This window comes from Bacillus sp. DNRA2, from assembly GCF_012843265.1.
Classification (GTDB): domain Bacteria; phylum Bacillota; class Bacilli; order Bacillales; family Cytobacillaceae; genus Bacillus_BU.
In genome coordinates, this window is record NZ_JABAIT010000020.1 from 46,926 (window position 1) to 61,888 (window position 14,963).

16 protein-coding genes are annotated in these 14,963 nt (G+C 38.0%); 1 reads left to right on the forward strand and 15 read right to left on the reverse strand.

Annotated features, from left to right (window positions below):
- Nucleotides 1–46 precede the first annotated feature (46 nt).
- The 14 genes from HHO41_RS16235 to HHO41_RS16300 form a co-directional block, all read right to left on the reverse strand.
- Nucleotides 47–883 (reverse strand): DUF92 domain-containing protein, encoded by an 837-nt coding sequence (locus HHO41_RS16235; protein WP_248278505.1) that lies wholly within the window; start codon nt 881–883, stop codon nt 47–49.
- Entirely contained in the window at nt 825–1,391 is a 567-nt protein-coding gene (locus HHO41_RS16240; RefSeq protein ID WP_169100544.1) for a 5-formyltetrahydrofolate cyclo-ligase, read from the reverse strand. The genes HHO41_RS16235 and HHO41_RS16240 overlap by 59 nt, the downstream gene beginning before the upstream one ends.
- Before the next feature lie 65 nt (nt 1,392–1,456).
- Nucleotides 1,457–1,606 carry a 50S ribosomal protein L33 gene (gene rpmG / locus HHO41_RS16245; RefSeq protein ID WP_015594975.1) on the reverse strand — a complete coding sequence of 50 codons (150 nt, stop codon included), beginning with the start codon at nt 1,604–1,606 and terminating at the stop codon, nt 1,457–1,459.
- A gap of 61 nt (nt 1,607–1,667) precedes the next feature.
- Complete coding sequence (locus tag HHO41_RS16250) at nt 1,668–2,309, reverse strand: hypothetical protein (protein ID WP_169100546.1); 642 nt, start codon at nt 2,307–2,309, stop codon at nt 1,668–1,670.
- Nucleotides 2,310–2,330: 21 nt separating this feature from the next.
- A complete protein-coding gene (locus tag HHO41_RS16255) occupies nt 2,331–3,608 on the reverse strand; it encodes a glycosyltransferase family 4 protein (protein WP_169100548.1) in 1,278 nt (425 codons plus the stop codon).
- On the reverse strand, nt 3,605–4,078 hold the full coding sequence (locus HHO41_RS16260) for a DUF4912 domain-containing protein (RefSeq protein ID WP_169100550.1): 474 nt from the start codon (nt 4,076–4,078) through the stop codon (nt 3,605–3,607). Before HHO41_RS16260 ends, HHO41_RS16255 begins: the two co-directional genes overlap by 4 nt.
- A gap of 196 nt (nt 4,079–4,274) precedes the next feature.
- Complete coding sequence (gene phoU / locus HHO41_RS16265; RefSeq protein ID WP_169100552.1) at nt 4,275–4,934, reverse strand: phosphate signaling complex protein PhoU; 660 nt, start codon at nt 4,932–4,934, stop codon at nt 4,275–4,277.
- 50 nt (nt 4,935–4,984) lie between these two features.
- Nucleotides 4,985–5,758, reverse strand: a complete 774-nt coding sequence (gene pstB, locus HHO41_RS16270; protein ID WP_248278511.1) for a phosphate ABC transporter ATP-binding protein PstB — start codon at nt 5,756–5,758, stop codon at nt 4,985–4,987.
- Nucleotides 5,759–5,835: 77 nt separating this feature from the next.
- Nucleotides 5,836–6,720, reverse strand: coding sequence for a phosphate ABC transporter permease PstA (pstA, locus tag HHO41_RS16275; protein WP_169100556.1), 885 nt, complete (start codon nt 6,718–6,720; stop codon nt 5,836–5,838).
- 3 nt (nt 6,721–6,723) lie between these two features.
- The gene (pstC, locus tag HHO41_RS16280) at nt 6,724–7,680 is read right to left on the reverse strand and encodes a phosphate ABC transporter permease subunit PstC (RefSeq protein WP_169100558.1); all 957 of its coding nucleotides are present in this window, start codon (nt 7,678–7,680) and stop codon (nt 6,724–6,726) included.
- 125 nt (nt 7,681–7,805) lie between these two features.
- On the reverse strand, nt 7,806–8,765 hold the full coding sequence (locus tag HHO41_RS16285) for a PstS family phosphate ABC transporter substrate-binding protein (RefSeq protein WP_169100560.1): 960 nt from the start codon (nt 8,763–8,765) through the stop codon (nt 7,806–7,808).
- Between the two features lie 222 nt (nt 8,766–8,987).
- On the reverse strand, nt 8,988–11,129 hold the full coding sequence (locus tag HHO41_RS16290) for a peptidoglycan D,D-transpeptidase FtsI family protein (RefSeq protein WP_169100562.1): 2,142 nt from the start codon (nt 11,127–11,129) through the stop codon (nt 8,988–8,990).
- Nucleotides 11,130–11,292: 163 nt separating this feature from the next.
- Nucleotides 11,293–12,519 (reverse strand): MFS transporter, encoded by a 1,227-nt coding sequence (locus tag HHO41_RS16295; protein WP_169100564.1) that lies wholly within the window; start codon nt 12,517–12,519, stop codon nt 11,293–11,295.
- A gap of 120 nt (nt 12,520–12,639) precedes the next feature.
- Nucleotides 12,640–13,248, reverse strand: a complete 609-nt coding sequence (locus tag HHO41_RS16300) for a superoxide dismutase (protein ID WP_169100567.1) — start codon at nt 13,246–13,248, stop codon at nt 12,640–12,642.
- A 355-nt stretch (nt 13,249–13,603) separates the two neighbouring features.
- Between HHO41_RS16300 and HHO41_RS16305 the strand changes: the two genes are divergently transcribed.
- Nucleotides 13,604–14,299 (forward strand): Crp/Fnr family transcriptional regulator, encoded by a 696-nt coding sequence (locus HHO41_RS16305; RefSeq protein ID WP_169100569.1) that lies wholly within the window; start codon nt 13,604–13,606, stop codon nt 14,297–14,299.
- A 50-nt stretch (nt 14,300–14,349) separates the two neighbouring features.
- Here HHO41_RS16305 and HHO41_RS16310 read toward each other — a convergent pair whose 3' ends face one another.
- Complete coding sequence (locus HHO41_RS16310; protein ID WP_169100571.1) at nt 14,350–14,832, reverse strand: DUF456 domain-containing protein; 483 nt, start codon at nt 14,830–14,832, stop codon at nt 14,350–14,352.
- Between the last annotated feature and the right edge of the window lie 131 nt (nt 14,833–14,963).

Sequence of the window (14,963 nt, forward strand, 5' to 3'; positions counted from 1 at the left end):
CTTTATTATTATATCCAACATTGAAAAATTCATTTGTCGATTTACATTACAACATATAAAAGTAACATAATATACCACTTATCACTGCAAGAAGGCCCGAAAGTAAATTGACTGCATCGTTATTTAGGAACGATATCCCTCTGATTTTTCGGCTTGGATGATTGCAATGAGTCTTCTTTTCAGTTTCCGACTGACAGATAGAACAACGATAGGCAACTTGCAGAAAAGCTCCGAGGAGTGTATCGAATACGTTGCCGAGGAAGCCGAATAGAAAAATGTATAGGAGTTGAAAAATACTTATTTCAAAAAGCAAATAAACCATGACGGCAATCAACAACGCACCGGCAAGACTTGCATTCGTTCCAAGCCAACTGATTGCACCCGATGTCCCCTTTTCGGAACGTTTAAAAGTTCTAAGAAAAAATGGCTTTTGCTTACTTAATGTGCCAATTTCCGAAGCCCACGTATCAGAATTGGCACTGGCACTGGCAATGGCAAATGCCACTAACCACAGTTGATTATGATCATAAGCGAACATCAAACTAGTCATGGCTGCAATTCCACCGTTTGCGACAACCTGAAGCCAATCACGCTGAGAACCCTTTTCAAGTTTTTGATCTAGCTTTCTTTTTTTGGATCGTTTATATTTCGACCAGAAGCTAGAGGTAAAGAAAAACATCCCTAATACGACAAAACCACGCCAACCAAAGCCGAGTGCAACAGCACCCCCGACTATAGCAGCAGCAACTCCCCCTGTACGGGTTAAAAGCCTTTGCTTATAACCTCCATACGCACCAATGATAATCAGACCATAAATAAAAATATCATCCATTTGTTCTAATAACCTCATGATTGGTGATGATTTTGGCAACGGGTAAATCATGTCCTTCTACCGGTATGTCCTCAACCATTTGCACGTCGAAGGCTAATGATATCGTCGAACCATGATAATTTCGCAAAAAACGATCATAATATCCACCACCAAATCCGAGTCTATATCCCTGTTTATTTAAGGACAAACCTGGCACAAGCAAAAGGTCGATTTTACCAATCGGAATTTCGCTTGTCATGACCTCAATCGGTTCATACAGTCCAAAGAATATCGATTCGAGCTGTGAAAAGGTTTCTAGCTTACGAAACTGAAGCGATTTGTCAGCCGGATTGCATTTAGCGGCAACGACTATTTTGTTTTGTTCCCATGCTTTTCTGATGATTTGATATGTATCTACTTCAGGAGGATTTGAAATGGTTAGGCCGATTGTGTTCGCATTTAACCAATCTGAATCCTGAAACAGGGTTTGGGCAATACGATATGATTGGTCTTCATATTGCGGCTTGGTGATTGAGGACAATATATCTTTCATTTGCTTGCGAAGTTGTTTTTTATCCATTCTCTCTCCCCTTCTCTACCAGTATATTTTTAGACAACAAAAAAAGCAGCAGGAAGCCCCACTGCTTATTTTGTTTCACGATGTGCTGTTGTACGCTTTTCTCTTGGGCAATATTTTTTAAGCTCAAGACGATCTGGGTTGTTACGTTTATTTTTTGTTGAAATATAGTTACGATCTCCACACTCAGTGCAAGCTAACGTAATGTTCACGCGCATAGAATTTCCCTCCAAACCATAATACTAGTTCGTTCATACGACTTTTCTATAATATCATTTTTCATATTGAAAAGCTAGTGTGATTTTTTAAAACAGCTTTATTTAGATGGATGAGCTCTTCTTTGGACTCTCCAGCGATCATCCAAGTATTAGCCAATTTTGTTTGTGAGCCCGGTATATCCATATTAAATGTAAACAAACTGTTTGATGGTCCATGAGCCATCGGTTGAAAATTCAAGGTTCCACTATTAGGACATTTCCAAAATTTATCACTATACACATTCCATATTGGTTGAACTGTATAATCCTTAATCACATTTCCGTTCATATGTCCATTAACTAAATACATGGTCCGCTTGGCCAAATGATAAATGACTTTTTCAATCGGTGAAAAGAACGTCAAATCATCTTGAGAAAAACGTTCAAAGCTATGCATGACAATAATCTTTAATTTCCGCATCTTTTCATTATGATTTGTCACAAATATATCAAATAGTTTTATTTTAGAATGAATGGCCCGTTGATTAACACGAACTGAAATTTGCTTTTCTGGAATTAGTTTTTCATTTCCGCTTTTAATCCAAAAGGTTTTCCCATCAATCCATAAACCGATTTTCGGTATTAAGATGGTTTGAAGTCGTGAATGTGGGCTGGAATTCCGTTTTAGTCGGATCGAAAAACTGCTTGTTATTTTCGGTCTCACGAATTGTCACCCTCTCTTTGATTATGATTGGAAATATTTACTTTTCATAATGGTTTCCTCATATACGCGTTTCGTTTCTAAACCAATTCGTTTCCAACTAAATAATTGCTGGACGATTTTCTTACCATTCTCGCCAAGTTGTTTTGCTTTAGGAGGATTGTCTAGTATCTCTTGAACCTGTTTAACTAAACTACGTTTATCACCAGGATTCATTAACAGTCCAGTATTTCCATGATCGATGATTCCTTTTAAACCCCCAGTATTCGAAACAATCGTCGGCTTTCCAAAAATCATCGCTTCCAAAGTGACAATCCCAAATGGCTCATACAGACTTGGAAAAATGGCAATTTCGCATTGGTTAAATAATAGATTGCGGTTGCTATCATCCACATAGCCGATTAAAAATACGATGTTTTCTAGGCCTCTATCTCGTATGAGTCTTTGATACTCGTTTTCCATCGGCCCTTTTCCTGCAATAATAAAATACAAATCAGGATATTGTTTTAAAAGCTCTGGAGCTGCTTCTATCAGCACATCAAATCCCTTTTCTTTTACAAGTCTTCCAATTGAAAAAATCAAACGTTTATTAGAATTTAGCGGTATGTTTTTACTTAAGATGGTTAATTCGTTAATTTCTGCTGAGTCTGGATCAATTCCATTTGCAATAACCGATAAACGATCTTCTTTTGCAGAAAATTGCTGAAGCAAGGCATCTTTCATAAATTCACTACATACAATTATCTGATCAGACCCGTGAATTAATTGGCGTTCCTTATCATCAATAAATTTTTGTGTTTCAGTATAGATCCCATCATTCCGTCCTTGCTCTAGCGAATGAATCGTTGTGATAAGTGGAATGCTTAATTCACTTTTCAACAAGATTCCAGCCGTCCCGACAAGCCAATCATGAGCATGTATCAAACCGTATTGATGCTCGCGGGCTAACTCCTTTACTTTGTCGATCATCGCTAGATTAAGGCCGGCAATCCAGGTAAGAAAATTTGCTTCTTGTTCATGTAATGGGGTAATACGAAAAACCTTTATTCCATCTACTATTTCAAAATTTGGGGTAGTTGAAAGCTTGGTCGTCAGAACATGGACTTCATAATTTGCCTTAACGAGGCTTCGTGCAAGTCCGTGGCAATGGCGTGCAAGACCCCCAATGACATTTGGAGGAAATTCCCAAGTTAAAATAAGAATCTTTTGCCTTTTTGAGTTATCAGGATGAATCGTTTCACTGGGAATAAGTAAATCGGTCTCTAGTTTTGTAAGACCATTTACTCCATTTTGATCAATCATTTTCCATCCCCCTTAAGAGCCGCGGTCTCATAGTAGCTATAGGTACTAACATGTTCAGACCACTGCGGAAGAGCATGATTGCTTTGTTTATTAAGAGGATTTTTTGAGACTGGCAAATCAACGTTACTGTCAAACTGTGTCTGAAACGGAACAGAACGTAGTAGTGGGAAAAATTCTGTCTCAGACAAATGAATCCCCCATTCAAGGCAGTAATGGCGATTAGCGTTAAGTCCTTTAATTTTCCAATCATTCTGGCCTTTTTTCATCATAAACTCATGAAAAAGATGAGCGTTATTTCCGTTAAAGTCAATGTCTGTAATATCGTATATACGAAGCGCCGTGCGAAAGCTATCATAAGGCTTTCCAAAGTAAGAAGCAACAAAGTTCATCCGCTGCTCTGACAGCCTCCAGGCAACAGTAATCTTTTCTTCTGTAAGAATCGTTACGGATAGTTCATCCTCGGTCATCATGGTATGTTCCTCTTTTCTTAACCTATTAGAATATAATTGAATGTTTTAAATTATGAATATTTTCTTACATTTTAATGTTAACACTGTTAGTAAACCTTCTCAATAAACGCTTTTTGTCGGATTGTGGATTTTTTATTTCTCTGTAGAAAATTTCGAAGCAAAAAGAAGACCAACTTTTTCAAGTTGGTCTTGGTTGTTATTTATTTAGATCGTATCGTCTTCCTTTTACGAGGTAAAAGACATGCTCACCGATATTGGTAACGTGATCGGCTGCTCGCTCTAAGAATCTGCACACAAATGAAAGATTGTTCACCTGTGCCATATGTTCAGGGTGCTTTTGATTAATTTCAAGCAAATCACGGATAGCTTGACCATATAAGTCATCAACCTGATCATCCATTTCAGCAACCTGTTTTGCTTTATTAATGTCTTCCTCATTAAATGCCTCAAGAGCAAGCAGCAACATTTTCGCGGTAATTTCATGCATTTGCTTAATGTGCTCAAGCGGCTTGATCAGCGGCTCATTGCCTATGCGAATCGCCGACTTGGCAATATTAGTGGCAAAATCAGCAATCCGTTCTATGTCATTGGCAATTTTTATCGCCACGATAATTCGTCTTAAATCAATTGCGACTGGCTGCTGTTTGGCAATTAACAAAATCGCAAAATCATTGATTTCTTCTTCCATCAAATCAGCGTCTGTATCATCCTCCATGATTTTCAAGGCTAATTCGACATTTGCGGTCTCCAAAGCCTCGAGCGATTTTCCAAGAGCATCGATCGAAAATCTCCCAATTTCTAGTAATTTATTTTGCAGTTCCTTTAAATCCTCGTTAAATCTTTCCCTAACAACCATTATGTTGTACCCCCTTAGTTCAGTTGAAGCTTCGATTGATAGATAATAAATTATCCAAATCGTCCAGTAATATAATCTTCGGTGCGCTTGTCAGAAGGGGTTGAGAAGATTTTATTTGTATCATCGTATTCAATGACTTCCCCATTTAAGAAGAAGGCTGTTTTATCAGAAATACGCGCAGCTTGCTGCATATTGTGAGTCACAATAATAATACTGAAATTCTTTTTCAACTCCTGAACAAGCTCTTCCACTTTGAGCGTTGAAATGGGATCTAGCGCACTTGTAGGCTCATCCATAAGGATGACATCAGGTTCGATCGCCAAGCATCGAGCAATGCATATCCGCTGCTGTTGTCCACCTGACAGGCCGTATGCATTTTGATGTAGCCGGTCCTTTACCTCATCCCAAATTGCCGCACCGCGAAGACTCTGCTCAACGATTTCATCTAAGACTTTTTTACTTTTAATCCCATGGATTTTCGGCCCATAAGCAATATTTTCATAAATAGATTTTGGAAACGGATTTGGCTTTTGAAACACCATACCAACACGAGTTCTTAATTCTTCAACTTGAAAATCCCTATCAAAAATATTGCGCTCTCGGTATAGTATTTCCCCAGAGACACGAACACCAGGAACCAGTTCAACCATTCTATTCAAAGTTTTAATATAGGTTGATTTTCCACAACCAGAAGGACCGATGATCGCCGTCACTTCGTTTTCATATATCGGGAGATTAATGTTCTTTAATGCATGACCTTCTCCATACCAAAGATTTAAATCCTTTGTATGATAAACAATCTTCTTATCTTCATTCCTTGACATAATGCCCCCTTGTTTAGGAGACTTTTCGTCTATTTTCTCATTACCTACAACAACTACCATCATTAACCCTCCTAAACTTAATAGCGTTTCTGAAATTTATTTCTAATTAATATCGCGATTGAATTCATGGCAAATAAAACGATTAACAGAATAACGATCGTTGCTGCGGCCAGATTCGCATATTCTGCAACCAGCGCAGAATCTGTTGTCCAGTAATAAATTTGTACCGGAAGAATCGTAAATCGATCAAATATCCCATCTGGAAGTGGAATAAGCAATGCAGGTATTCCAATAACAACGAGCGGTGCTGTCTCACCAATTGCTCTTGAAAGCGCTAAAATAACGCCTGTTAATATTCCAGGAATTGACGCTGGCAGTACGACATTTTTAATCGTTTGCCATTTCGTTGCCCCCATCCCATAGGATGCTTCCCGTAAAAACTGAGGGACTGCCCGGATTGCTTCTTGACTTGATACAACAACAACAGGAAGTACTAATAATGCCATTGTTAATCCTCCTGCTAATACAACAGAACCTAATTCCATTCCTCTAGCAAATACTGTTAAACCAAGAATTCCAAATACTACGGAAGGAACACCAGCTAAATTTGAGATATTGGTTTGGATGAAAGATTGCAATTTTCCTTTTTTGGCATATTCCTCTAGATATATAGCGGTTCCTACTCCTAAAATCATCGTGACTGGTGCAACGACAAGCATCAACCAGACAGTACCTAATATCGCTCCCATAATCCCTGCTTTTTGGGGATCAGTAGATAATTTATTCGTCAAAAAATCCAGGCTAATCCAGCCAGCACTTTGATCAATGACACGATAAATTAAGATGACCAAAACAACTAGACCTAAAAGAGTCGATAGAAAGAATAAACCCTTAGCCACGTTGTTTGTAACTAGGCGTGACTCCATTCTTTTATGAGTTTTTACATCGTCAATATACTTCATAATTTAATATTCCTCCCTAAACTTACGGGAAATATACTGGGCAATCATATTCATGATTAACGTAAACACAAACAACGTCATCGCTACAGCATAAAGGCTATAATAGAGTGTTGATCCAGCTGGAGCTTCTCCACCTGTTACCTCAACAATATAAGCAGTCATCGTTTGCATAGATTGGGTAATATCAAAAGTGAAAACTTTCGAACTTCCGCTTGCAATAGCAACAATCATCGTTTCTCCTATTGCCCGAGAAATACCTAGAACAAAAGAGGCAATAATTCCAGAAATAGCAGCTGGGACAACCACTTTCCACGTTACTTCAAGCTTAGTAGCACCTAGTGCAAGAGCACCTTCACGCATCGAATTTGGAACAGAGCTCATCGCATCCTCCGAAAGTGAAGCGACTAATGGAATAATCATAATTCCCATCACTAAACCTGGACTTAAAATATTCGTTGGTTCTAAACCAGGAATAAACGATCGTAATAGTGGCGTTACAAATGTAAAAGCAAAGAATCCATAAACAATAGTTGGAATTCCAGCAAGAATTTCTAAGATTGGTTTTAATATTTTTCTAAGTCGTTCTGACGCATACTCGCTTAAAAAAATGGCTGTCATTAAACCAATAGGAATCGCAACAAGCATGGCGATTAAGGTCGACAGTAAAGTTCCCGTTAATAGTGGCAACACACCAAAAACAGCATGGTCACCAAGCGGCTTGAGTTCTGTTCCTGTGAAAAAATCTAAAAAAGATACTTTCGCAAAGAAATGAACTGTTTCGGTTAAAAGGGTAATCAGAATTCCAATCGTTGTTAAAACAGATATTGCCGAAATACCAAATAATATCCCTGGAATTAGCTTTTCAGTTGTATTCGTTACACTAGAAGATTTTTTCTTTTCTTGTATCATTTGTTGAACATTGAGGCTTTTGTGTTTTTCATCAATCAGAGTTTGTTCCATCTCCTAAACTCCCTTCAATCTATTTATGGTGTTTCGAAGGATGTAATTATTAAGCCGTACATCATCAAAAACATACAGAAGATGAGAAGAATTCACTTCTCATCTTCGCCGATTAAACCAGATGTCTATTTTTTAAGACCTTTAAGTGTTGAAAGAGTATTCTCTACATCTTGATCAGCTAATGGCGCAAAGCCTGTTTCTTTAGCAACATCCTGAGCGTTTTCCATCGTGTAAATTGCATAATCTAGTACCTCAGGCTTTTCCTTCGCATTATTCAAATTCAAATATGTGTACACCGCACGAGTAAATGGTGCATATTCTCCATCTTCCGCAATTGTATCAAGTGATGGTTCAACCGGACCCTTACCAAAATCCACTTTCACGGCAGCAAGCTTATTCTTATTACTTGCATAATATCCATATCCGAAGAAACCAATTGCATTTTTATCTTTAGAAACAAGATCGACTAATGTTGAATAATCCTGCTGTAGATTGATTCCTTTAACTAAGTCCTGTTCACCAAGGATGGTTTCATAGAAAAATTCATACGTCCCATGATTTTCATTTGGACCATAGGTTTTAATTGGCTCATTTGGGAAGTCTGGTCTTACATCTGACCATTTTTTCTTGTTCTTGCTAGCCAGAAAGATGTCGATAACTTCTTCCTTTGTAAGTTCAGTAGCCCAATCATTATCTTTATTTATAACGATGGTAATCCCATCTAAAGCAACCTTCATTTCTTGAACATCAATGCCTAATTTGTCAGCTTCAGATTTTTCTTCATCTTTGATGACACGTGAGGCGTTGTTAAAGTCTGTCCCGTTTTCTGTCAGGAATTTTTTGAAACCAGCTGATGTTCCTGCCCGACTCACTTCAACTGAAACGCCCTCTTGCTCATTTGTCATATAGTTTTCAGCCATTTTAGCCATAAACGGATAAACAGTACCCGAACCGTCAATCATTACACTACCTTCTAATTCTTTTTTATTTCCTTTATCAGCTGAATCGTTCCCACCACACGCAGCTGTAAAAATCATTACCGATGCAATTAACATAAATAAGCTAATTTTTTTAAAGCTTTTCATTATTTATCCCCCTAAGGTATTTGTTTATCTAACCTCTATATCGAATATACCTTTCCACTGTAAATCTGGTTTTAACCCACTGTAAAGGTTTTGTAAATTCCAACGATTTTTGGGTGATTCTGTCAAAAAATATCAAATCACGATTTTTAAGAATGATACTTGTCTTATAATTCCCCAAAAAAAAGAAATTGCCTCAAATTGAGACAATTTCTTATTAAAGGATTACTGTGCTGCATTTTGATTTTCTTGAGTGACATTTTGGTTAGGGTCTGGATTTTGCTGAGCAGCTGCTTGACGTGCTGCTTTTAAGTTAAAATACGTATCCATAACTTGCTGACCGATGTTTAAGTTCGTTCTGGTATCAGTTGCGCTTGGTGTGTAGGCCCAAGGCACAAGTACAGACATCGCAATCTCAGGACTATTAAACGGTGCATAACCGACTAGACTTAAATTCATTACTTCTGGTGGCTCTTTCCCATATTTTTTACGGTCAGGACCATCATAAAAGGCCTGTGCGGTACCGGTTTTCCCCGCTGGATCATATGGTTTTCCTGCAAAGAATCCTCTTGCTGTTCCTTGGGCCCCATGCATAACTAAATGAAATCCTTGCTGAACACGTTTTATCCAATCTTCCTTCATATCAACACGATTTAAAATATTTGGCGTGATCGCTTTCGTGATTGGCCCTAACTCAGTTTGATCTAATACAGGCTCACGAATCTCTTTCACAATGTGTGGTTGAATTCGATAACCGTTATTAGCAATTGTCGAAACATACTGTGCCAATTGCATCGCTGAATACGTATCATACTGACCTATCGCTAAGTCAAGTAAGAAACCTGGCCGTTTATCTTGTCCCTTAAAGCCGGCAGTCTCATTCGGTAAATCAATTCCCGTTCTCACTCCGAGTCCAAATTGACTGAACGAATCACGGATTGTATTAAAAGCGTTAGAATCCAGTGATAATGGGCCATTTTGAACATACTTACCTTTCCCAATCGCAATCGCTGTTCTAAACATATAGACGTTTGATGAACGCTCCAGTGCCTTTAGATCATTAACGGAACCCATGTTTGTCCAAGATTTTTTCACCGGTGTACCTTTAATTTGCAAAGGACCATCGTGTAAAACTGTACCTGGTGAAATGGCACCGGTTTGATAGCCAGTTAGGACTGTTGCTCCTTTGACTGCTGAACCCACGTTGTAAGAAGTCGTAAACGTACCAAGTGCATCATCCTGCATTTCTGTTTTTCCGGTTTCAGGATCCTTTACTATTCGCTTTCCGGCCATCGTTAAGATTTCACCAGTATTTGGATCCATTAATACAACGTAAGCCCGATCGAGAAAACCAGTCCCGGCCATTCCTTTTGTTGACTTCAGGTTTTCTTCAATAATTTTCTCAACTGCTAACTGCAGTTCCATATCAATCGATAAAACAAGATCCTTCCCTCGTTTCCCCTCAGAAACGACTTCAGCGCTTAGCACATTACCAGCTTTATCGGTTTTATTACGAACCTTTGCCTTTTGTCCAGAAAGCACATCCTCATACTGCATTTCAATATAACTCTTTCCAACTCGATCATTACGGTTATAATCTCTCGATAAATAATAATCAAGTTGCTCGGACGGTAGTCCTTCATCAGACGTTGTAACCTTACCCAGTACAGAAATTAACGTATCAGATGCATATGTCCGCTTCCAATCCGTTGTTGTATCAACCCCAGGAAGTGATTCTAAGTTTTCACTAACAGCAGCAAATTCCTCAGCAGTTACCCCTTCATTTTTAACGATTTGCGGTGTTAGGGCATAACCGCTATTGAACTCACGGAAAATTGCCAAAACCTCAAGTTCTTCGTTAGAGAAGCTGTTGATTTCTTCAGGAGTGATTCTTTCAAGTTGAAGTTTATAAATTTCTTTATCTGTTAACTCTTTTGCTTCAAACTTGTCCCATTCTTTTTTGGTAATTTTCTTTTTGGCCAGATTCGGGTGCTTCATAATCCAAAAGTCTTTTTTATCGCGCTCCTGGATTTTATTTGTGTCTTTTTGAATTAAAGTTGCTAATTTCTCAGCGACTTTAAGCATTTCCTTCGTATCAGTACCTTGATATTTTGTGTAAGTAATCGCATTTAACGGGATATTATCAACAATGATTTTTCCACTGGTATCAAACATTTTCCCTCGTGGGACTGGATTATTGATTGTGACATCCTCTGTTCGTTCAATTTCACGTTTAAAATCATCACCATAAACGATTTGGACAACGCCAAGCCGCAGTATTAATGCCGAAAATAAGATAAATACAACAAAAAACATTACATTTAAGCGAAATGGCACATGTGTTTTTTTCTTTTTTTGTTTTTTCAAAATCAAGCACTTCCTTTTATATAAAAACGTTCAAGATCGTAGTCGAAATAAGTCTCCTACCATTGTAAAAGAAAAACGTTTTTTTTGCTATGCTTCTCTTGTAATTTCCTGACAATTTTTATTTCCATACAAAAAAAACGGACCGAGGTTAATCGTCCGTTTTTTATGCCTTTCGCATCTGAGATAGATTTATTTTACGAATAAAAAAGTAAATACAACTATGCCCGGCACCAATAATTAACAGCAAAATCGGAATGCTTTTTTCCTCATTAAAAAATGTTACTGCGACTAAAAATAACCCGATCGAGACAAATCTCCCTAAATTCAGAAAAATCTCCCTCACAACTATGTACTCAATTCGCATTTCAGCGGCCTTCCAGGCACGACCAATGATATCATACGTCATTGACATATACGGGACCAATAACAACGGATAGGCAACCGCAATCGTTGCTGCATATACCAAAAGTTTAGGGTAAGTAATCTCAAAGACAATGAGAAAGATTGAGGCGTAGAGGATAATTCCGCCAATCAGAATTGATTTTTTTCGATGTTGCTCTTTGATAAATCGTGACACAAAAAAATAGGCAAGAAAGGATACACCTGAATTGAGCAGCCCAAACGTCCCTAACGCCAATTCGCTCCCTGTCGAAATAAATACAAATACCGAAATAATAAACACAAAGGTCCCTTCACGAAAGCCTTGGAAAAAGTGGGCATTGGTAATCAAGCGCCAATGAACATTGTTCTTTCGCTCAGTTAAAATTCTTAGGAAGCAATAGCTGCCTTGCGATGGTCGCCGTTTTAAAAAGAAACTTAAAAAAACCGCCAATGAAAACAAGCCTAGCGAAAGCCCGAACACAGTCGTATAACCAATCGTGTTTTTTAAACGAGAAATGATAAATCCAGCAGCAATCGGACCAATCATACCACCTACTGAAGTGAGCACCCCTAGAAAGCCATTAAAAAAATCTCTCGTTTCCGGCTCGGTAATTTCAAAGGTTAATACGTTATAAGCAAGCCAATAAAATCCATAGCCAATTCCTAATAGGCTACCTAAAACAAGTAATAAGGCTGAGGCGTTTTTACCAGAAAACAATACAGCCAAATAAAATAGAGCTAAAAAGGAAACCCCTATTCGAAGCACGATAACCCTATCGATTTTCTTGGCCCACCTGCCTGCTAAAATAAATGTAATCGGCTGGAGCACAACCACAGCCAGATTGTACAATCCGATATCAGAAAATTGGCCTGACTGCTTCCATAAATAAATATTTACAAATGTGTTTGAAAGTGAAGTACTGATTGCATATAAGCCACCAATAATCAGCAAGAATTTAAAATCACGTGTCAGTTCCAGATCACCAATCAATTGTTTTAATTTACTCATAAAAAAAACTCCCCTTTTACCTTAAGGGTAGTTTTCACAAAAACAATCGAGATATACGAAATAATCATACAAAAAAACAGTACCCCACTTGGTGGAGTACTGCTCTCATCCGTTATTAGCTTATTTCGCAGCAGCGTAACGTTTTGCTACTTCATCCCAGTTTACAACATTCCAGAACGCACCGATGTAATCAGGGCGACGGTTTTGGTAATGTAAGTAGTAAGCATGCTCCCAAACGTCTAATCCAAGGATTGGCGTTTTGCCCTCCATTACTGGAGAATCTTGGTTAGCAGTGCTGGAAACTTCTAACTCACCGTTGCTCACAGAAAGCCATGCCCAACCAGAACCGAAGCGGGTTGTAGCCGCTTTAGTGAACTCATCTTTAAAGGCTTCGAAGCTACCAAATTTAGCGTTAATTGAATCAGCTAGTTCACCAGCTGGTGCACCGCCACCGTTTGGAGAAAGAAGCTGCCAGAATAGTGAATGGTTAGCATGTCCGCCACCATTGTTGCGCACTGCAGTGCGAATCGCTTCAGGAACTGCATCAAGGTTAGCAATTACTTCTTCAACAGTTTTGCTAAGAAGTTCTTCATTTCCTGCTAAAGCGTTATTAAGATTAGTCACATATGTGTTGTGATGTTTTGTGTGGTGAATGTTCATTGTTTCTTTGTCAATGTGTGGTTCTAATGCATCATATGCATAAGGTAATTGTGGTAATTCAAAAGCCATTTTTAATTTCCTCCTTATGTAACAATAAAATTACTTTTACAATATTCTTAATGAATTATTAAATAAGAATATTTTTAAAAGCACTACATTTACAATTTACCAAAGTTAAAAACTCCAGGCAAATGATAAGCTCATCAACCTTCACTATATTTTCCGAATCTACCAATTTTATACGACAACAATACAATGATTCGGAAATTTGTCACGATTGTTAGAATCCTTGAACTGCCTATGATTTTTGTCGCTTTCGCATAATTTTGCTGCCTTATGCAGTCTTTTGCACCTTTACTCATTATTGACATGATGCTTACTTTTCTTTTAAATCAAGGTGAAGGCATTCTTAGAGGTGAGGATAATGATAAAAACAAGTAATAGTCTTTATCAAGTCATGATTAGAAATTTCAGCAACAAAGAAACTGTCCAAAAAATAAAAGCCGGCACCATGCTTTTTCAAGAAAAGGATCCTGTCCAACACGTATATATTATGTTAAAAGGGACTATCGCCGTTGGAAGAGTACATTTAAAAGGAAAAGAATTCATTTTAAAGATACTCAGCGGTGAAGAATTATTAATTGAATATCAAATTTTCAATCCGTCTCCACGCTACCATTTCTTCGCAAAGACAATTTCAGATTGTGAAATGCTAATGATAAAGCGTGAACAATTCGAGGAAATGATTGAGAAGGATGTAGTCGCCCTTCAAACCTTTAGTCATTGGATGAGCACAAGATATTTAAAAGCCCAAATGAAATGCCAAGACCTCATTATGCACGGTAAAAAAGGTGGTTTATATTCAATCTTAATCCGCCTATGTAATTCATATGGAGTCATGACAGACGAGGGGATTTTAATCGATCTTCCGCTAACCCATCAGGAACTTGCCAACTTAACCTACGGTACCCGAGAAGTCATCCAGCGTTTACTAAAAGAACTTCGCGAAAAGGATGTACTTGTTTACCGCCAACAGAAATTTACGGTTAAGGACTTGGCTTATTTGAAAAATCACGTTGATTGTCAAAATTGTCCGTATGAAATTTGCGGTGTAAATTAGCATTCTGTTTTACAAAAATGTGCCCTGTCATAATGCAAGGGCACATTTTTTTATAACACCAAAAATAGAAAATAGGCAATCATGACCGCTTGGACAATTCCTTTTGTAATGATGCTGCTGACAAAGCCGACAACCGAACCGAAGCCAATTTTTAGCGCTTCCTTAAACCCCTTCTTATGAACAAGTAATTCCGCTATCACCGCACCAATAAATGGCCCAAGGATAATACCGACCACTGGAATAATAAATGGCCCGACCAACAACCCAATTGTACTGCCCCACACACCAGCTTTACTTCCGCCAAACTTCTTCACACCAATCAAATTGGAAAGATAATCTGCTCCAAAAAGCAGAACGACAAAGAGTGCTTCAATCACCCAAAACAACCAGTTAAACGGTTCAAATGAAACTGAAAAGCCATAAAGGATAAATCCGGCCAAAATAAATAACACGCTTGGAATTACGGGATAGATTAAGCCTACAAAGGCAATTGCAAACAAGGCAATAATGACAGACCAAATAAAAATTGACATAGAAACCTCCAAAAGAAAGTTATTCTTGTCTTATTCTACCACTTGGCTAGCACCAAAGATAGAAACATACCGCTTTTGAATAAGCATTTATTAGCTAAAAATTGCAGTTTTCTTGTACAATCAGTAGCGTG

What these genes read in the sequence shown, in the direction of transcription:
- HHO41_RS16255 (WP_169100548.1), bottom strand. Translation starts at nt 3,608, where the DNA reads ATGATTGATCAAAATGGAGTAAATGGTCTTACAAAACTAGAGACCGAT.
- pstA (WP_169100556.1), bottom strand. Translation starts at nt 6,720, where the DNA reads ATGAAGTATATTGACGATGTAAAAACTCATAAAAGAATGGAGTCACGC.
- HHO41_RS16295 (WP_169100564.1), bottom strand. Translation starts at nt 12,519, where the DNA reads ATGAGTAAATTAAAACAATTGATTGGTGATCTGGAACTGACACGTGAT.
- phoU (WP_169100552.1), bottom strand. Translation starts at nt 4,934, where the DNA reads ATGGTTGTTAGGGAAAGATTTAACGAGGATTTAAAGGAACTGCAAAAT.
- pstC (WP_169100558.1), bottom strand. Translation starts at nt 7,680, where the DNA reads ATGGAACAAACTCTGATTGATGAAAAACACAAAAGCCTCAATGTTCAA.
- HHO41_RS16310 (WP_169100571.1), bottom strand. Translation starts at nt 14,832, where the DNA reads ATGTCAATTTTTATTTGGTCTGTCATTATTGCCTTGTTTGCAATTGCC.
- HHO41_RS16235 (WP_248278505.1), bottom strand. Translation starts at nt 883, where the DNA reads ATGATTTACCCGTTGCCAAAATCATCACCAATCATGAGGTTATTAGAA.
- HHO41_RS16260 (WP_169100550.1), bottom strand. Translation starts at nt 4,078, where the DNA reads ATGATGACCGAGGATGAACTATCCGTAACGATTCTTACAGAAGAAAAG.
- HHO41_RS16285 (WP_169100560.1), bottom strand. Translation starts at nt 8,765, where the DNA reads ATGAAAAGCTTTAAAAAAATTAGCTTATTTATGTTAATTGCATCGGTA.
- HHO41_RS16305 (WP_169100569.1), top strand. Translation starts at nt 13,604, where the DNA reads ATGATAAAAACAAGTAATAGTCTTTATCAAGTCATGATTAGAAATTTC.
- rpmG (WP_015594975.1), bottom strand. Translation starts at nt 1,606, where the DNA reads ATGCGCGTGAACATTACGTTAGCTTGCACTGAGTGTGGAGATCGTAAC.
- HHO41_RS16240 (WP_169100544.1), bottom strand. Translation starts at nt 1,391, where the DNA reads ATGGATAAAAAACAACTTCGCAAGCAAATGAAAGATATATTGTCCTCA.
- HHO41_RS16300 (WP_169100567.1), bottom strand. Translation starts at nt 13,248, where the DNA reads ATGGCTTTTGAATTACCACAATTACCTTATGCATATGATGCATTAGAA.
- pstB (WP_248278511.1), bottom strand. Translation starts at nt 5,758, where the DNA reads ATGTCAAGGAATGAAGATAAGAAGATTGTTTATCATACAAAGGATTTA.